This window comes from Paraburkholderia sp. MM5477-R1, assembly GCF_050436385.1.
Taxonomy (GTDB): Bacteria; Pseudomonadota; Gammaproteobacteria; order Burkholderiales; family Burkholderiaceae; genus Paraburkholderia; species Paraburkholderia tuberum.
In genome coordinates this window covers 150,000-167,500 of record NZ_JBNDMC010000009.1, presented here as the reverse complement: position 1 = coordinate 167,500, position 17,501 = coordinate 150,000, and the positions used below count along the sequence as shown (strand labels likewise).

Sequence of the window (17,501 nt, the reverse complement as noted above, 5' to 3'; positions counted from 1 at the left end):
CCCCTCCGGGGATGGGGCCCACGTAAGCGCTAAAGCGCTAACGTGGGTCGACACAGAGACACACCCGTTATAGGGTCAAGCGAACAAGTGCATGTGGTGGATGCCTTGGCGATCACAGGCGATGAAGGACGCGGTAGCCTGCGAAAAGCTCCGGGGAGCTGGCAAACGAGCATTGATCCGGAGATGTCCGAATGGGGAAACCCACTCCTAATGGAGTATCCGTAGCTGAATCCATAGGCTGCGTGAGGCGAACGCGGTGAACTGAAACATCTAAGTAACCGCAGGAAAAGAAATCAACCGAGATTCCCAGAGTAGTGGCGAGCGAAATGGGATCAGCCGGTACACGTTATCTGTATTGTTAGTCGAACGCTCTGGAAAGTGCGGCCATAGCAGGTGATAGCCCTGTAGACGAAAACAGCATGGAAGAACTGGGTGTACGAGAAGTAGGGCGGGACACGTGAAATCCTGTCTGAAGATGGGGGGACCATCCTCCAAGGCTAAATACTCGTGATCGACCGATAGTGAACCAGTACCGTGAGGGAAAGGCGAAAAGAACCCCGGGAGGGGAGTGAAACAGATCCTGAAACCGCATGCATACAAACAGTCGGAGCCTCTGCGAAGGGGTGACGGCGTACCTTTTGTATAATGGGTCAGCGACTTACATTCAGTGGCGAGCTTAACCGATTAGGGCAGGCGTAGCGAAAGCGAGTCCGAACAGGGCGTCCAGTCGCTGGGTGTAGACCCGAAACCAGGTGATCTATCCATGGCCAGGTTGAAGGCACGGTAACACGTGCTGGAGGACCGAACCCACTAACGTTGAAAAGTTAGGGGATGAGCTGTGGATAGGGGTGAAAGGCTAAACAAACCTGGAAATAGCTGGTTCTCTCCGAAAACTATTTAGGTAGTGCCTCGTGTCTCACCTTCGGGGGTAGAGCACTGTCATGGTTGTGGGGTCCATTGCGGATTACTACGCCATAGCAAACTCCGAATACCGAAGAGTGCAATCACGGGAGACAGACATCGGGTGCTAACGTCCGGTGTCAAGAGGGAAACAACCCAGACCGCCAGCTAAGGTCCCCAAATATGGCTAAGTGGGAAACGAAGTGGGAAGGCTAAAACAGTCAGGAGGTTGGCTTAGAAGCAGCCACCCTTTAAAGAAAGCGTAATAGCTCACTGATCGAGTCGTCCTGCGCGGAAGATGTAACGGGGCTAAGCCATATACCGAAGCTGCGGATGCACAGTAATGTGCATGGTAGGAGAGCGTTCCGTAAGCCTGCGAAGGTGCACTGGAAAGTGTGCTGGAGGTATCGGAAGTGCGAATGCTGACATGAGTAGCGATAAAGGGGGTGAAAGGCCCCCTCGCCGTAAGCCCAAGGTTTCCTACGCAACGTTCATCGGCGTAGGGTGAGTCGGCCCCTAAGGCGAGGCAGAAATGCGTAGCTGATGGGAAGCAGATTAATATTTCTGCACCATTGTGAAATGCGATGGGGGGACGGATCGCGGAAGGTTGTCCGGGTGTTGGAAGTCCCGGTCCTTGCATTGGAGAAGGCGCTTTGGCAAATCCGGGCGCAGAATTCAAGGGTGCGAGGCGAGCCACTTCGGTGGCGAAGCAACTGGAAGGGGTTCCAGGAAAAGCCTCTAAGCTTCAGTTTCACAGTGACCGTACCGCAAACCGACACAGGTGGGCGAGATGAGTATTCTAAGGCGCTTGAGAGAACTCGGGAGAAGGAACTCGGCAAATTGGTACCGTAACTTCGGGATAAGGTACGCCCTCATAGCCTGACTGGCCTGCGCCAGAAGGGTGAAAGGGTTGCAATAAACTGGTGGCTGCGACTGTTTAATAAAAACACAGCACTCTGCAAACACGAAAGTGGACGTATAGGGTGTGACGCCTGCCCGGTGCCGGAAGATTAAATGATGGGGTGCAAGCTCCTGATTGAAGTCCCGGTAAACGGCGGCCGTAACTATAACGGTCCTAAGGTAGCGAAATTCCTTGTCGGGTAAGTTCCGACCTGCACGAATGGCGTAACGATGGCCACACTGTCTCCTCCCGAGACTCAGCGAAGTTGAAGTGTTTGTGATGATGCAATCTCCCCGCGGCTAGACGGAAAGACCCCATGAACCTTTACTGCAGCTTTGCATTGGACTTTGAACCGGTCTGTGTAGGATAGGTGGGAGGCTATGAAGTTGGGACGCCAGTCTCAATGGAGCCGTCCTTGAAATACCACCCTGATCTGTTTGAGGTTCTAACCTTGGCCCGTGATCCGGGTCGGGGACAGTGCATGGTAGGCAGTTTGACTGGGGCGGTCTCCTCCCAAAGGGTAACGGAGGAGTACGAAGGTACGCTAGGTACGGTCGGAAATCGTGCTGATAGTGCAATGGCATAAGCGTGCTTGACTGTGAGACTGACAAGTCGAACAGGTGCGAAAGCAGGTCATAGTGATCCGGTGGTTCTGTATGGAAGGGCCATCGCTCAACGGATAAAAGGTACTCTGGGGATAACAGGCTGATACCGCCCAAGAGTTCATATCGACGGCGGTGTTTGGCACCTCGATGTCGGCTCATCTCATCCTGGGGCTGTAGCCGGTCCCAAGGGTATGGCTGTTCGCCATTTAAAGAGGTACGTGAGCTGGGTTTAAAACGTCGTGAGACAGTTTGGTCCCTATCTGCCGTGGGCGCTGGATATTTGAAGGGGGCTGCTCCTAGTACGAGAGGACCGGAGTGGACGAACCTCTGGTGTACCGGTTGTCACGCCAGTGGCATCGCCGGGTAGCTATGTTCGGAAGAGATAACCGCTGAAAGCATCTAAGCGGGAAACTCGCCTTAAGATGAGATATCCCCGGGGCTTCGAGCCCCTTGAAGGGTCGTTCAAGACCAGGACGTTGATAGGTCAGGTGTGCACGTACAGTAATGTACTGAGCTAACTGATACTAATTGCCCGTAAGGCTTGATCCTATAACAGGTGTGTCTCGACCCGCGGTAGTGCTTCAGCACTTACGCGGGTCCGATCCCCGAAGGGGATTGGTGTGAACTCCCGCGGGAGCTCACAGAAACGCCCGGTTGGGATTCAGTGTTGTGCCAGAAACAACACAACCCCCACACACCCGAATCCTTTACGCTTCTTCCCGATTGGCTGTGGCGCAACCGGTTGACTCCAGCCCTGCGACGCAGCAACCCGTCATGCCTGATGACCATAGCGAGTCGGCCCCACCCCTTCCCATCCCGAACAGGACCGTGAAACGACTCCACGCCGATGATAGTGCGGATTGCCCGTGTGAAAGTAGGTAATCGTCAGGCTCCCCCCCCAGTCAGAAACCCCACCCGCCGCGGTGGGGTTTTTGCGTTTACGGACGGCTAACAGTCAATCACTATATAAATGAGAGCGTTGGGATCGGAACGGTCAAGCAGCCCTTGACAAAGAGACATTGTTCCCCCACAATCGTCAGTTCTCTGCGGAGGGGTGCCCGAGTGGCTAAAGGGGGCAGACTGTAAATCTGTTGGCTTACGCCTACGTTGGTTCGAATCCAACCTCCTCCACCAGAATGCAAGATGTAGCAGTTGTTGGGAATCCATGATCCTGCGGGTGTAGCTCAATGGTAGAGCAGAAGCCTTCCAAGCTTACGACGAGGGTTCGATTCCCTTCACCCGCTCCAGCAACACAGAGGTAGCGCCCATGTGGCTCAGTGGTAGAGCACTCCCTTGGTAAGGGAGAGGTCGGCAGTTCGATCCTGCCCATGGGCACCAGAAGTAATCGGTGATTGTTTGCGCCCGGCGCAACGTACGGAAAATCCTCTTAGGAGTCGAAAATGGCCAAGGGTAAATTCGAGCGGACCAAGCCGCACGTGAACGTGGGCACGATCGGTCACGTTGACCACGGCAAGACCACGCTGACGGCAGCGATCACGACGGTCCTGACGCAGAAGTTTGGCGGCGAAGCGAAGGCGTACGACCAGATCGACGCGGCGCCGGAAGAAAAGGCGCGTGGCATTACCATCAACACCGCGCACGTCGAGTACGAAACGGCTAACCGCCACTACGCACACGTCGACTGCCCGGGCCACGCAGACTACGTGAAGAACATGATCACGGGCGCGGCGCAGATGGACGGCGCAATCCTGGTGTGCTCGGCTGCCGACGGCCCGATGCCGCAAACGCGTGAGCACATCCTGCTGGCGCGTCAGGTTGGCGTTCCGTACATCATCGTGTTCCTGAACAAGTGCGACATGGTGGACGACGCCGAGCTGCTGGAACTCGTCGAGATGGAAGTTCGCGAACTTCTGTCGAAGTACGACTTCCCGGGCGACGACACGCCGATCATCAAGGGTTCGGCCAAGCTGGCGCTGGAAGGCGACAAGGGCGAGCTGGGCGAGGTAGCGATCATGAACCTGGCCGATGCGCTGGACACGTACATCCCGACGCCGGAGCGCGCGGTTGACGGTGCGTTCCTGATGCCGGTGGAAGACGTGTTCTCGATCTCGGGTCGCGGCACGGTAGTGACGGGTCGCGTCGAGCGCGGCGTGATCAAGGTTGGCGAGGAAATCGAGATCGTCGGTATCCGCGCAACGGCCAAGACGACCTGCACGGGCGTGGAAATGTTCCGCAAGCTGCTCGACCAGGGTCAGGCAGGCGACAACGTTGGTATCCTGCTGCGCGGCACGAAGCGTGAAGACGTGGAGCGTGGCCAGGTTCTGGCCAAGCCGGGTTCGATCAACCCGCACACGCACTTCACGGCTGAAGTGTACGTGCTGAGCAAGGACGAAGGCGGCCGTCACACGCCGTTCTTCAACAACTACCGTCCGCAGTTCTACTTCCGTACGACGGACGTGACGGGCTCGATCGAGCTGCCGAAGGACAAGGAAATGGTGATGCCGGGCGACAACGTGTCGATCACGGTGAAACTGATCAACCCGATCGCGATGGAAGAAGGTCTGCGCTTCGCAATTCGCGAAGGTGGCCGTACGGTCGGCGCTGGTGTCGTCGCCAAGATCATCGAGTAACGCCAGAGAGTTCTCGATAATCGGTTGTATCGGGGTTGGCGGTGTCGTCAACCCCAAATGGTTTAGGGGTATAGCTCAACTGGCAGAGCGTCGGTCTCCAAAACCGAAGGTTGGGGGTTCGATTCCCTCTGCCCCTGCCAACTATCGCGCCGTAGTGGCGCTTGTTAAGGTGTTATGGCGAATCCTTCCGTCGAAACTGTAAATACATCCGGCGACAAGTTGATGTTGATCGCAGGTGTGTTGCTGGTCTTGGCCGGGTTCGTGGGGTTCTTCTGGCTTAATGGCCAGGAATGGTACATCCGCGGAGCCGCCTTGGCTGTTGGTGCGATCGCGGGTGTCGCAGTCGGTCTTCTCTCGGCGCCTGGCAAGGGTTTCATCGCTTTCGCCAATGACTCATACAAAGAGGTCCGCAAGGTAGTTTGGCCGAGTCGCAAAGAGGCGACCCAAACAACACTCGTGGTCTTCGGCTTCGTAGTCGTGATGGCTATCTTCCTCTGGGTTTGTGATAAATCCATTGAGTGGGCGATTTTCTCGGCGATTCTGGGTTGGAAATGATATGAGTGATACTCCGGCATCCCCGAGCGGCAAACGTTGGTACGTAGTGCACGCATATTCCGGTATGGAGAAGAGCGTGCAACGAGCGCTTCAGGAGCGCATCGAGCGGGCTGGTATGCAGGATCAGTTCGGCCAGATCCTCGTTCCAACGGAAGAGGTTGTTGAGGTAAAGGGCGGTCACAAATCAGTAACCGAACGTCGTTTCTTCCCGGGCTATGTTTTAGTCGAAATGGAAATGACAGACGAAACGTGGCATCTCGTGAAAAATACGGCGAAGGTGACCGGCTTCGTCGGCGGGGCGCGTAATCGGCCGAGCCCGATCTCCCCTAGGGAAGTTGAAAAGATCATGTCGCAGATGCAGGAGGGCGTGGAGAAGCCGCGTCCGAAGACCCTGTTTGAGGTAGGCGAGATGGTGCGCGTGAAAGAAGGCCCGTTCACAGATTTCAACGGCAGCGTCGAAGAAGTGAACTACGAAAAGTCGCGAGTCCGTGTTTCCGTTACAATCTTCGGCCGCGCAACGCCGGTCGAGTTGGAATTCGGCCAAGTCGAAAAGTTGTAGTCTAGATTTTACGGAACGCACCGCTAGGTGCGTTCCGTATTTCGCGCTTACGGTCCGCGTAATGGCCGTTGAGGAGCGTAACTAGCCAGTTTGTCGGCGAACACGCGCTACTACTCACTGAGCGTCCGCCCGTAAGGCGGCGTTCCACAGAGGTTCTCGAAATGGCAAAGAAAATTATCGGCTTTATCAAGCTGCAGATTCCTGCAGGTAAAGCCAATCCGTCGCCGCCGGTTGGTCCGGCGCTGGGTCAGCGCGGCCTGAACATCATGGAGTTCTGCAAGGCGTTCAACGCGCAGACTCAAGCGATGGAACCGGGTCTGCCGATTCCTGTCGTGATCACGGCATTCGCGGACAAGAGCTTCACGTTCGTTCTGAAGACGCCGCCGGCTACGGTTCTGATCAAGAAGGCAGCGAAGCTCGACAAGGGTTCGAGCAAGCCGCATACCGACAAGGTCGGCAAGATCACCCGCGCTCAAGCTGAAGATATCGCCAAGACCAAGATGCCCGATCTGACGGCTGCTGATCTGGACGCAGCGGTTCGTACGATCGCTGGTAGCGCCCGCTCGATGGGCATCACCGTGGAGGGCGTGTAAATGGCTAAGCTTTCGAAGCGTCTGCAAGCATTTGCAGCCAAAGTGGATCGTCAGAAGCTGTACCCGATCGAAGACGCTCTGTCGCTCGTGAAGGAATGCGCAAGCGCGAAGTTCGACGAGTCGATCGACGTCGCCGTGCAACTCGGCATTGACGCAAAGAAGTCGGATCAAGTGGTTCGCGGCTCGGTCGTGCTGCCCGCTGGTACCGGTAAGTCGGTCCGCGTCGCTGTGTTCGCGCAGGGCGAAAAGGCTGAGCAGGCTCGTGCCGCTGGTGCTGACGTCGTCGGTATGGAAGATTTGGCCGAACAGGTCAAGGCCGGGAACCTGAACTTCGACATCGTGATCGCTTCGCCGGACACGATGCGTATCGTCGGTACGCTCGGGCAGATTCTCGGCCCGCGTGGCCTGATGCCGAACCCGAAGGTTGGCACGGTCACGCCGGACGTCGCGACCGCGGTCAAGAACGCCAAGGCTGGTCAGGTGCAATTCCGTGTCGACAAGGCCGGCATTATCCACGCAACGATCGGCCGCGCTTCGTTTGAACCGGTAGCACTGCGCAACAACCTGAATGCGCTGATCGAAGCGCTGCAGAAGGCGAAGCCGGCAACGAGCAAGGGCGTGTATCTGCGCAAGGTCGCTCTGTCGAGCACGATGGGTGTTGGTGTTCGTGTCGACCAGACGTCGATCGCTGCCCAGTAATGAATTTTCGCCGCTCCGGCGCGAGTTGGGGCGGCTTTTAAGGGCTTTGGGCGGTTGCGAGGTGGCAGTCTGCATCGCGCGACCGGTTGTCAAAGACCGTTGGTGGGCACGCAGCAAGTAGGCGGGCCCTTAATGTAAAGCCAACGCAGATGGCGAACCCGAAAAGGTTTTGTAGTGATGAAGCCGTTGGATGTCTGTAGCGATACGGATTTTTGACGGTCGAAATACTCCTGACTGGTCGGACGCCGTTATTGAATGCGGTACACAAGGCGCACGCTGCGTGTATCGAATCTGGAGGTTAACCGTGCCACTAAACAAAGAAAGCAAGCAGGCCGTCGTCGCTGAGGTTGCCGCGCAAGTCGCGAAAGCTCAGACCGTGGTTCTGGCTGAGTATCGTGGAATCGCGGTTGGCGATCTGACCAAGCTGCGCGCGAAAGCGCGTGAGCAACAGGTTTACCTTCGCGTGTTGAAGAACACGCTGGCGCGTCGCGCCGTCGAGGGTACCCCGTTTGCTCCGCTGGCAGAGCAGATGACTGGCCCCCTGATCTACGGCATCTCGGAAGATGCGATTGCTGCTGCTAAGGTCGTCAATGACTTCAGCAAGAGCAATGACAAGTTGGTCATCAAGGCTGGTTCCTACGAAGGCAAGGTGATGGACAAGGCTGGCGTGCAAGCGCTGGCAAGCATCCCGAGCCGCGAAGAACTGCTCTCCAAGCTGTTGTACGTTATGCAGGCACCTGTTTCTGGCTTCGCGCGCGCTCTGGCCGCGCTGGCAGAAAAGAAGCAAGGCGAAGAAGCCGCTGCGTAATGCACTTCAGTCGAGCGTGATTGATCGCTGGCTGTATCCGAATTCAATTTAGGAGTATTTCAAATGGCAATCGCAAAAGAAGACATCCTCGAAGCCGTAGGCTCGATGTCGGTTCTGGAACTGAACGAGCTGGTCAAGGCATTCGAAGAAAAGTTTGGCGTCTCGGCAGCTGCTGTTGCAGTGGCTGGCCCGGCAGGTGCAGCCGGCGGCGCTGCTGCTGCTGAAGAGCAGACCGAATTCACGGTCATCTTGGCTGAAACCGGTGCAAACAAGGTTTCGGTCATTAAGGCTGTTCGCGAACTGACGGGTCTCGGCCTGAAGGAAGCGAAGGATCTGGTCGACGGTGCACCGAAGCCCGTTAAGGAAGCGGTGCCCAAGGCTGCTGCTGAAGAAGCCAAGAAGAAGTTGGAAGAAGCCGGCGCGAAGGTTGAAATCAAGTAAGCTTCAACGCGCTGTGCGAAGGCTGGCGGTTTTTCACCGCCGGCCTTTTTGTGCTTTGTGGAGGACGCGTTTTTGCGGGCGTATGCCGGCAGGAATGTGATTCCCAGAAGCCAAAGAAAAACGCCCACGGTAATTTTGACCGGCATTTCTCTTTGTCTTCTGAAGCGACTGCAGAAGGCAAGTTTGGTCGGGTAGCGGGCAACACAGGCATCCGCTGCCGTCAGCCAGCGGTTGGTAGCGGCCAACCACCAAGCTTCTAGGCTCGTTCAAGCCATCGGACGGCCATCGGGTCTCAGTCGGTGAACACTCGGGTTGTCTCATCAAGGTATCCTGCCTCGACAACTATGCCCGCCGTGATTCGGAGATCGTATGCAATATTCCTTCACCGAGAAGAAGCGTATTCGCAAGAGTTTTGCGAAGCGCCCCATCGTTCACCAAGTACCTTTCCTGCTGGCAACCCAGCTTGAATCATTCAGCACGTTTCTGCAAGCAGATACGTCATCTACGCAACGCAAGCCGGAAGGCTTGCAGGCCGCGTTTACTTCCGTTTTTCCGATCGTTTCGCACAACGGCTTCGCGCGCCTTGAGTTCGTCAGCTACATGCTGTCGCCGCCGGCATTCAACATCAAGGAATGCCAGCAGCGCGGTCTGACGTACTGCTCGGCGCTGCGCGCCAAGGTGCGTCTGGTGCTGCTCGACAAAGAATCACCGAGCAAGCCGGTCGTCAAAGAAGTGAAGGAACAGGAAGTGTACATGGGCGAAATCCCGCTCATGACGCCGACCGGTTCGTTCGTCATCAACGGCACGGAACGTGTGATCGTTTCGCAGCTGCACCGTTCGCCGGGTGTTTTCTTCGAACACGACAAGGGCAAGACGCACAGCTCGGGCAAGCTGCTGTTTTCGGCACGTATCATTCCCTACCGTGGCTCGTGGCTCGACTTCGAGTTCGACCCGAAGGACGTGCTGTACTTCCGCGTCGACCGTCGTCGTAAGATGCCGGTTACGATCCTGCTAAAGGCAATCGGCCTGACGCCGGAACAGATCCTCGCAAACTTCTTCGTGTTCGACAATTTCACGCTGATGCCGGAAGGCGCGCAGATGGAATTCGTGCCGGAGCGTTTGCGCGGTGAAGTCGCGCGCTTCGATATCACGGACCGCGATGGCAACGTGATCGTCCAGAAGGACAAGCGGATCAACGCCAAGCACATTCGCGACCTCGATAACGCGAAGACCAAGTTCATCTCGGTGCCGGAAGATTATCTGCTCGGCCGCGTGCTCGCGAAGAACGTGATCGACGGCGATACGGGTGAAGTCATCGCGAACGCCAACGACGAAATTACCGAATCCGTGCTCGAGAAGCTGCGCGAAGCGAAGATCAAGGACATCCAGACGCTCTACACGAACGATCTGGACCAAGGTCCGTACATCTCGTCGACGCTGCGTATCGACGAAACGGCCGACAAGATGGCCGCACGTATCGCGATCTACCGCATGATGCGTCCGGGCGAGCCGCCGACCGAAGAAGCGGTCGAGGCACTGTTCAACCGTCTGTTCTACAGCGAAGAAGCGTACGACCTGTCGAAGGTGGGTCGTATGAAGTTCAACCGGCGCGTCGGCCGTGATGAAATCGTCGGTCCGATGACGCTGCAGGACGACGACATTCTCGCGACGATCAAGATCCTCGTCGAGCTGCGCAACGGCAAGGGCGAAGTGGACGACATCGACCACCTCGGCAACCGTCGTGTGCGCTGTGTCGGCGAACTCGCTGAGAACCAGTTCCGCGCGGGCCTCGTGCGTGTCGAACGTGCTGTGAAGGAACGCCTCGGCCAGGCCGAAAGCGAAAACTTGATGCCGCACGACCTGATCAACTCGAAGCCGATCTCGTCGGCGATTCGCGAGTTCTTCGGGTCGTCGCAGCTGTCGCAGTTCATGGACCAGACCAATCCGCTGTCGGAAATCACGCACAAGCGTCGTGTTTCCGCACTAGGCCCGGGCGGTCTGACTCGTGAGCGCGCAGGCTTCGAAGTCCGCGACGTGCACCCAACTCACTACGGCCGTGTGTGTCCGATTGAAACGCCGGAAGGTCCGAACATCGGTCTGATCAACTCGCTCGCTCTGTACGCGCACCTGAACGAATACGGCTTCCTCGAAACGCCGTATCGCAAGGTGGCGGACGGCAAGGTGACCGACCAGATTGACTATCTGTCGGCGATCGAAGAAGGCCGTTACGTGATCGCTCAGGCGAACGCGGCGGTGGCCGACGACCGCACGCTGACCGACGAACTCGTGTCGTCGCGTGAAGCGGGCGAAACGCTGATGGTCACGCCGGACCGCATTCAGTACATGGACGTGGCGCCGTCGCAGATCGTGTCGGTCGCAGCTTCGCTGATTCCGTTCCTCGAGCACGACGACGCGAACCGCGCATTGATGGGCTCGAACATGCAGCGTCAGGCCGTCCCGTGTCTGCGTCCGGAAAAGCCGGTCGTCGGTACGGGCATCGAACGCACTGTGGCGGTCGACTCGGGCACGACGGTTCAGGCACTGCGTGGCGGTGTGGTTGATTACGTCGACGCGGGCCGTATCGTGATTCGCGTGAACGACGACGAAGCGGTCGCGGGTGAAGTCGGCGTCGACATCTACAATCTGATCAAGTACACGCGTTCGAACCAGAACACGAACATCAACCAGCGTCCGATCGTGAAGATGGGCGACAAGGTTGCGCGCGGCGACGTGCTGGCTGACGGCGCATCGACCGATCTGGGCGAGCTCGCGCTCGGCCAGAACATGCTGATCGCGTTCATGCCATGGAACGGCTACAACTTCGAAGACTCCATCCTGATTTCGGAGAAGGTCGTTGCGGACGACCGTTACACGTCGATTCACATCGAAGAACTGAACGTCGTTGCACGCGACACGAAGCTCGGACCGGAAGAAATCACGCGCGACATCTCGAATCTCGCCGAAGTGCAGCTTGGCCGTCTCGACGAGTCGGGCATCGTGTACATCGGCGCGGAAGTCGAGGCGGGCGACGTGCTGGTTGGCAAGGTCACGCCGAAGGGCGAAACCCAGCTGACGCCGGAAGAAAAACTGCTGCGCGCGATCTTCGGTGAGAAGGCGTCGGACGTGAAGGACACGTCGCTGCGCGTGCCGTCGGGCATGAGCGGCACTGTGATCGACGTGCAGGTATTCACGCGTGAAGGCATCCAGCGCGACAAGCGCGCGCAACAGATCATCGACGATGAACTGAAGCGCTATCGTCTCGACCTGAACGACCAGCTGCGTATCGTGGAAGGCGATGCGTTCCAGCGTCTCGCACGCATGCTCGAAGGCAAGGTGGTGAACGGCGGTCCGAAGAAGCTCGCGAAGGGCACGAAGATCGACCGCGCTTACCTCGAAGATCTGGACCACTATCACTGGTTCGACATCCGCCTCGCGGATGAAGAAGCAGCGGCCCAGCTCGAAGCGATCAAGAACTCGATCGAAGAGAAGCGTCACCAGTTCGACCTCGCGTTCGAAGAGAAGCGCAAGAAGCTCACGCAAGGCGACGAACTGCCGCCGGGCGTGCTGAAGATGGTCAAGGTGTATCTGGCGGTGAAGCGCCGTCTGCAGCCTGGCGACAAGATGGCAGGCCGTCACGGTAACAAGGGTGTCGTGTCGAAGATCGTGCCGATCGAAGACATGCCGTACATGGCCGACGGCCGTCCGGCTGACGTCGTTCTGAACCCGCTCGGCGTGCCGTCGCGGATGAACGTGGGTCAGGTTCTCGAAGTGCATCTGGGTTGGGCCGCGAAGGGTCTCGGCTGGCGTATCGGCGAAATGCTGCAGCGTCAGGCGAAGATCGCTGAACTGCGCGAATTCCTGATCAAGATCTACAACGAATCGGGCCGCGCCGAAGAGCTGGACAGCTTCAGCGACGACGAAATCCTCGAACTGGCGAAGAACCTGCGCGAAGGCGTGCCGTTCGCAACGCCGGTGTTCGACGGTGCGACGGAAGAAGAAATGTCCCGCGCGCTGGACCTGGCGTTCCCGGACGACATCGCTGAAAACCTCGGCATGACGCCGTCGAAGAACCAGGTGCGTCTGTTCGACGGTCGCACGGGCGAGATGTTCGAACGTACGGTGACGGTCGGCTACATGCACTACCTGAAGCTGCACCACCTGGTCGACGACAAGATGCACGCGCGTTCCACGGGCCCATACTCGCTCGTCACGCAGCAGCCGTTGGGCGGTAAGGCGCAGTTCGGTGGCCAGCGTTTCGGTGAAATGGAAGTGTGGGCGCTCGAAGCGTACGGCGCATCGTACGTGCTGCAGGAAATGCTGACGGTGAAGTCGGACGACGTGACGGGCCGGACCAAGGTTTACGAGAACCTGGTCAAGGGCGATCACGTGATCGATGCCGGCATGCCTGAGTCGTTCAACGTGTTGGTGAAGGAAATCCGGTCGCTGGGTATCGACATCGACCTGGACCGGAACTAATCGGACTACTGGAGAGAAGCGATGAAAGCTTTGCTCGATCTATTCAAGCAAGTCCAACAACCTGAAGTTTTCGACGCGATCAAGATCGGTCTGGCCTCGCCGGACAAGATCCGTTCGTGGTCGTTCGGTGAAGTCAAGAAGCCGGAAACCATCAACTACCGCACGTTCAAGCCGGAGCGCGATGGTCTGTTCTGCGCGAAGATTTTCGGTCCGATCAAGGACTACGAATGCCTTTGCGGCAAGTACAAGCGCCTGAAGCACCGCGGCGTGATCTGCGAGAAGTGCGGCGTCGAAGTGACGCTCGCGAAGGTGCGTCGTGAGCGAATGGGCCACATTGAGCTGGCCTCGCCGGTCGCGCACATCTGGTTCCTGAAGTCGCTGCCGTCGCGTCTGGGCATGGTGCTCGACATGACGCTGCGCGACATCGAGCGCGTGCTGTACTTCGAAGCATACGTGGTGATCGATCCGGGCATGACGCCGCTCAAAGCGCGGCAGATCATGACCGAAGAGGATTACTACAACAAGGTCGAGGAATACGGCGACGAATTCCGTGCCGAGATGGGCGCGGAAGGTATTCGCGAACTGCTGCGCGCGATCAACATCGACGAGCAGGTCGAGCTGCTGCGCACGGAGCTCAAGAACACCGGCTCGGAAGCGAAGATCAAGAAGTACGCGAAGCGCCTGAAAGTGCTCGAGGCGTTCCAGCGTTCGGGCATCAAGCCGGACTGGATGGTCCTCGAAGTGCTGCCGGTGCTGCCGCCGGAACTGCGTCCGCTCGTCCCGCTCGACGGCGGCCGTTTCGCGACGTCGGACCTGAACGACCTGTATCGCCGCGTGATCAACCGTAACAACCGGTTGAAGCGTTTGCTCGAGCTGAAGGCGCCTGAAATCATCGTCCGCAACGAAAAGCGGATGCTGCAGGAAGCCGTCGACTCGCTGCTCGACAACGGCCGTCGCGGCAAGGCGATGACCGGTGCGAACAAGCGTCCGCTGAAGTCGCTCGCGGACATGATCAAGGGTAAGGGCGGTCGCTTCCGTCAGAACCTGCTCGGTAAGCGTGTCGACTACTCGGGCCGTTCGGTGATCGTGGTCGGCCCGACGCTGAAGCTGCATCAGTGCGGTCTGCCGAAGCTGATGGCGCTCGAACTGTTCAAGCCGTTCATCTTCAACAAGCTCGAAGTGATGGGTGTCGCTACCACCATCAAGGCCGCGAAGAAGGAGGTCGAGAACCAGACACCGGTGGTGTGGGACATCCTCGAAGAGGTGATCCGCGAACATCCGGTCATGCTGAACCGTGCGCCGACGCTGCACCGTCTCGGCATCCAGGCTTTCGAGCCGGTGCTGATCGAAGGTAAGGCAATCCAGCTGCACCCCGCTCGTTTGCGCGGCGTTCAACGCCGACTTCGACGGTGACCAGATGGCCGTTCACGTGCCGCTGTCGCTCGAAGCGCAGATGGAGGCGCGCACGCTGATGCTCGCGTCGAACAACGTACTGTTCCCGGCTAACGGCGATCCGTCGATCGTGCCGTCGCAGGATATCGTGCTCGGCCTGTACTACGCGACGCGTGAAGCGGTGAACGGCAAGGGCGAAGGCCTGACGTTCACGGGCGTGTCGGAAGTGCTGCGCGCGTACGAGAACAAGGAAGTCGAACTGGCCTCGCGCGTCAACGTGCGGATCACCGAAATGGTCCACAACGAAGACAAGTCGGAAGGCGGGCCGGCGTTCGTACCGAAGATCACGCTGTATGCGACCACGGTTGGCCGCTCGATCCTGTCGGAAATCCTGCCGCCGGGTCTGCCGTTCTCGGTGCTGAACAAGCCGCTGAAGAAGAAGGAAATCTCGCGTCTGATCAACACCGCGTTCCGCAAGTGCGGTCTGCGTGAAACGGTGATTTTCGCCGACCAACTGATGCAGTCGGGCTTCCGTCTGGCAACGCGTGCTGGTATTTCGATTTGCGTCGACGACATGCTCGTACCGCCGCAGAAGGAAACCATCGTTGGCGACGCCGCGAAGAAGGTGAAGGAATACGACCGTCAGTACATGTCGGGTCTCGTCACTGCGCAGGAGCGCTACAACAACGTGGTCGACATCTGGTCGGCGACGTCGGAAGCGGTCGGCAAGGCAATGATGGAGCAGCTGTCGACGGAACCGGTCACGGACCGCGACGGCAACCAGACGCGTCAGGAGTCGTTCAACTCCATCTACATGATGGCGGACTCAGGCGCTCGTGGTTCCGCGGTTCAGATCCGTCAGCTGGCCGGTATGCGCGGTCTGATGGCGAAGCCGGACGGCTCGATCATCGAGACGCCGATTACGGCGAACTTCCGCGAAGGTCTGAACGTGTTGCAGTACTTCATCTCGACCCACGGTGCACGTAAGGGTCTGGCTGATACGGCACTGAAGACCGCGAACTCGGGTTACCTGACGCGTCGTCTCGTCGACGTGACGCAGGATCTGGTCGTCGTCGAGGAAGATTGCGGTACGTCGAACGGCGTGGCGATGAAGGCGCTCGTGGAAGGCGGTGAAGTGGTCGAAGCGCTGCGTGACCGTATCCTGGGTCGCGTGGCCGTGGCTGACATCGTCAACCCGGAATCGCAGGAAACGCTGTTCGAAGCGGGCACACTGCTCGACGAAGACGCGGTCGAAGACATCGAACGCCTCGGCATCGACGAAGTGCGCGTGCGCACGCCGCTGACCTGCGAAACGCGCTACGGTCTGTGCGCGGCCTGCTACGGTCGCGACCTCGGCCGCGGCTCGATGGTGAACGTCGGCGAAGCGGTCGGCGTGATCGCGGCGCAGTCAATCGGTGAACCGGGCACGCAGCTCACGATGCGTACGTTCCACATCGGTGGCGCGGCGTCGCGTGCGGCGGTGGCATCGTCGGTCGAAGCGAAGTCGAACGGTACGGTGCGTTTCACGTCGACGATGCGTTACGTCACGAATGCGAAGGGCGAGCAGATCGTCATCTCGCGTTCGGGTGAAGCGATGATCACCGACGATCACGGCCGCGAGCGCGAGCGTCACAAGGTGCCGTACGGCGCCACGCTGCTGCAGCTCGACGGTGCGCAGATCAAGGCTGGCACGCAACTGGCCACGTGGGATCCGATGACGCGTCCGATCATCACCGAGTACGGTGGTACGGTGAAGTTCGAGAACGTCGAGGAAGGCGTGACGGTCGCGAAACAGATCGACGACGTGACGGGTCTGTCCACGCTTGTCGTGATCGACGTGAAGCGTCGTGGTTCGCAGGCGTCGAAGACGGTGCGTCCGCAGGTCAAGCTGCTCGATGCGAACGGCGAGGAAGTGAAGATCCCGAACACCGAGCACTCGGTGCAGATCGGCTTCCAGGTCGGCGCTCTGATCACCGTGAAGGACGGTCAGCAGGTGCAGGTCGGCGAAGTGCTCGCACGTATCCCGACCGAATCGCAGAAGACGCGTGACATTACCGGTGGTCTGCCGCGTGTGGCGGAACTGTTCGAAGCACGTTCGCCGAAGGACGCGGGTATCCTGGCGGAAGTCACGGGTACGACGTCGTTCGGTAAGGACACGAAGGGCAAGCAGCGTCTCGTTATCACGGACCTCGAGGGCAACCAGCACGAGTTCCTGATCGCGAAGGAAAAGCAGGTTCTGGTGCACGATGGTCAGGTCGTCAACAAGGGCGAAATGATCGTCGACGGACCGGCGGATCCGCACGACATCCTGCGTCTGCAGGGCGTCGAGGCGCTGTCGCGCTACATCGTGGACGAAGTGCAGGACGTGTACCGTCTGCAAGGCGTGAAGATCAACGACAAGCACATCGAAGTGATCGTGCGTCAGATGCTGCGCCGCGTGCAGATTTCGGACAACGGCGATACGCGTTTCATCCCGGGCGAACAGGTCGAGCGGTCGGACATGCTCGACGAGAACGACCGTATGATCGCGGAAGACAAGCGTCCGGCAACGTACGAAAACGTGCTGCTCGGTATCACGAAGGCGTCGCTGTCGACCGATTCGTTCATCTCCGCGGCGTCGTTCCAGGAAACGACCCGCGTGCTGACCGAAGCGGCGATCATGGGCAAGCGCGACGACCTGCGTGGCCTGAAGGAAAACGTGATCGTCGGCCGCCTGATTCCGGCCGGTACGGGTCTCGCGTTCCACAAGGCGCGCAAGAGCAAGGAACTGGCCGACCGCGAGCGTTTCGATCAGATCGCAGCGGAAGAGTCGTTCGAATTCGGTACGCCGGAAACGCCGGCTGCCGAACAGCAACACTCGGGCGAGTAAGTGCTGGCGGCGCAAGCCGCCTTGCCTCACGAGCCACGAAGGCCGCTCAGTTTCGACTGAGCGGTTTTTTTTTGCTCTTTTTTGCGCGTGCATGGGTGCGACGTGCCGGAGC

At 58.6% G+C, this 17,501-nt stretch carries 8 protein-coding genes, 4 tRNA genes, 2 rRNA genes and 1 pseudogene; all 15 read left to right on the top strand.

Annotated features, from left to right (window positions below; all coding sequences use genetic code 11):
- The first annotated feature begins 73 nt into the window (after nt 1-73).
- The 15 genes and pseudogenes from OKW35_RS43785 (at nt 74) to rpoC (ending at nt 17,389) form a co-directional block, all read left to right on the top strand.
- Nucleotides 74-2,955: ribosomal RNA gene (locus OKW35_RS43785) — 23S ribosomal RNA — on the top strand.
- Nucleotides 2,956-3,183: 228 nt separating this feature from the next.
- Nucleotides 3,184-3,297: ribosomal RNA gene (rrf, locus tag OKW35_RS43780) — 5S ribosomal RNA — on the top strand.
- Nucleotides 3,298-3,454: 157 nt separating this feature from the next.
- Nucleotides 3,455-3,540 (top strand) — tRNA-Tyr (locus OKW35_RS43775).
- Nucleotides 3,541-3,579: 39 nt separating this feature from the next.
- Nucleotides 3,580-3,653: transfer RNA gene (locus tag OKW35_RS43770), tRNA-Gly, on the top strand.
- A 16-nt stretch (nt 3,654-3,669) separates the two neighbouring features.
- Nucleotides 3,670-3,744: transfer RNA gene (locus tag OKW35_RS43765), tRNA-Thr, on the top strand.
- 62 nt (nt 3,745-3,806) lie between these two features.
- Nucleotides 3,807-4,997, top strand: a complete 1,191-nt coding sequence (gene tuf, locus OKW35_RS43760; protein WP_129958904.1) for an elongation factor Tu — start codon at nt 3,807-3,809, stop codon at nt 4,995-4,997.
- Between the two features lie 64 nt (nt 4,998-5,061).
- Nucleotides 5,062-5,137 (top strand) — tRNA-Trp (locus tag OKW35_RS43755).
- A gap of 34 nt (nt 5,138-5,171) precedes the next feature.
- Nucleotides 5,172-5,552 carry a preprotein translocase subunit SecE gene (gene secE, locus OKW35_RS43750; protein WP_184040841.1) on the top strand — a complete coding sequence of 127 codons (381 nt, stop codon included), beginning with the start codon at nt 5,172-5,174 and terminating at the stop codon, nt 5,550-5,552.
- 1 nt (nt 5,553) lies between these two features.
- Nucleotides 5,554-6,111 carry a transcription termination/antitermination protein NusG gene (nusG, locus tag OKW35_RS43745; protein WP_075303275.1) on the top strand — a complete coding sequence of 186 codons (558 nt, stop codon included), beginning with the start codon at nt 5,554-5,556 and terminating at the stop codon, nt 6,109-6,111.
- A 161-nt stretch (nt 6,112-6,272) separates the two neighbouring features.
- A complete protein-coding gene (rplK, locus tag OKW35_RS43740; RefSeq protein WP_008922976.1) occupies nt 6,273-6,704 on the top strand; it encodes a 50S ribosomal protein L11 in 432 nt (143 codons plus the stop codon).
- Nucleotides 6,705-7,403 carry a 50S ribosomal protein L1 gene (rplA, locus tag OKW35_RS43735; RefSeq protein WP_184065453.1) on the top strand — a complete coding sequence of 233 codons (699 nt, stop codon included), beginning with the start codon at nt 6,705-6,707 and terminating at the stop codon, nt 7,401-7,403.
- Nucleotides 7,404-7,707: 304 nt separating this feature from the next.
- Nucleotides 7,708-8,211, top strand: a complete 504-nt coding sequence (rplJ, locus tag OKW35_RS43730) for a 50S ribosomal protein L10 (protein WP_062129470.1) — start codon at nt 7,708-7,710, stop codon at nt 8,209-8,211.
- A 63-nt stretch (nt 8,212-8,274) separates the two neighbouring features.
- Nucleotides 8,275-8,652: a 50S ribosomal protein L7/L12 gene (rplL, locus tag OKW35_RS43725; RefSeq protein WP_018420143.1), complete on the top strand. Its 378-nt coding sequence runs from the start codon at nt 8,275-8,277 to the stop codon at nt 8,650-8,652.
- A 369-nt stretch (nt 8,653-9,021) separates the two neighbouring features.
- Nucleotides 9,022-13,128 (top strand): DNA-directed RNA polymerase subunit beta, encoded by a 4,107-nt coding sequence (rpoB, locus tag OKW35_RS43720; RefSeq protein WP_090802173.1) that lies wholly within the window; start codon nt 9,022-9,024, stop codon nt 13,126-13,128.
- Nucleotides 13,129-13,149: 21 nt separating this feature from the next.
- A pseudogene (gene rpoC, locus OKW35_RS43715) lies at nt 13,150-17,389 on the top strand (DNA-directed RNA polymerase subunit beta').
- Nucleotides 17,390-17,501 lie beyond the last annotated feature (112 nt).

Bases quoted from the DNA above. Each gene is read 5' to 3' on its own strand.
- nusG (WP_075303275.1), top strand. From the start codon at position 5,554: ATGAGTGATACTCCGGCATCCCCGAGCGGCAAACGTTGGTACGTAGTG.
- rplL (WP_018420143.1), top strand. From the start codon at position 8,275: ATGGCAATCGCAAAAGAAGACATCCTCGAAGCCGTAGGCTCGATGTCG.
- rplA (WP_184065453.1), top strand. From the start codon at position 6,705: ATGGCTAAGCTTTCGAAGCGTCTGCAAGCATTTGCAGCCAAAGTGGAT.
- rpoB (WP_090802173.1), top strand. From the start codon at position 9,022: ATGCAATATTCCTTCACCGAGAAGAAGCGTATTCGCAAGAGTTTTGCG.
- secE (WP_184040841.1), top strand. From the start codon at position 5,172: ATGGCGAATCCTTCCGTCGAAACTGTAAATACATCCGGCGACAAGTTG.
- tuf (WP_129958904.1), top strand. From the start codon at position 3,807: ATGGCCAAGGGTAAATTCGAGCGGACCAAGCCGCACGTGAACGTGGGC.
- rplK (WP_008922976.1), top strand. From the start codon at position 6,273: ATGGCAAAGAAAATTATCGGCTTTATCAAGCTGCAGATTCCTGCAGGT.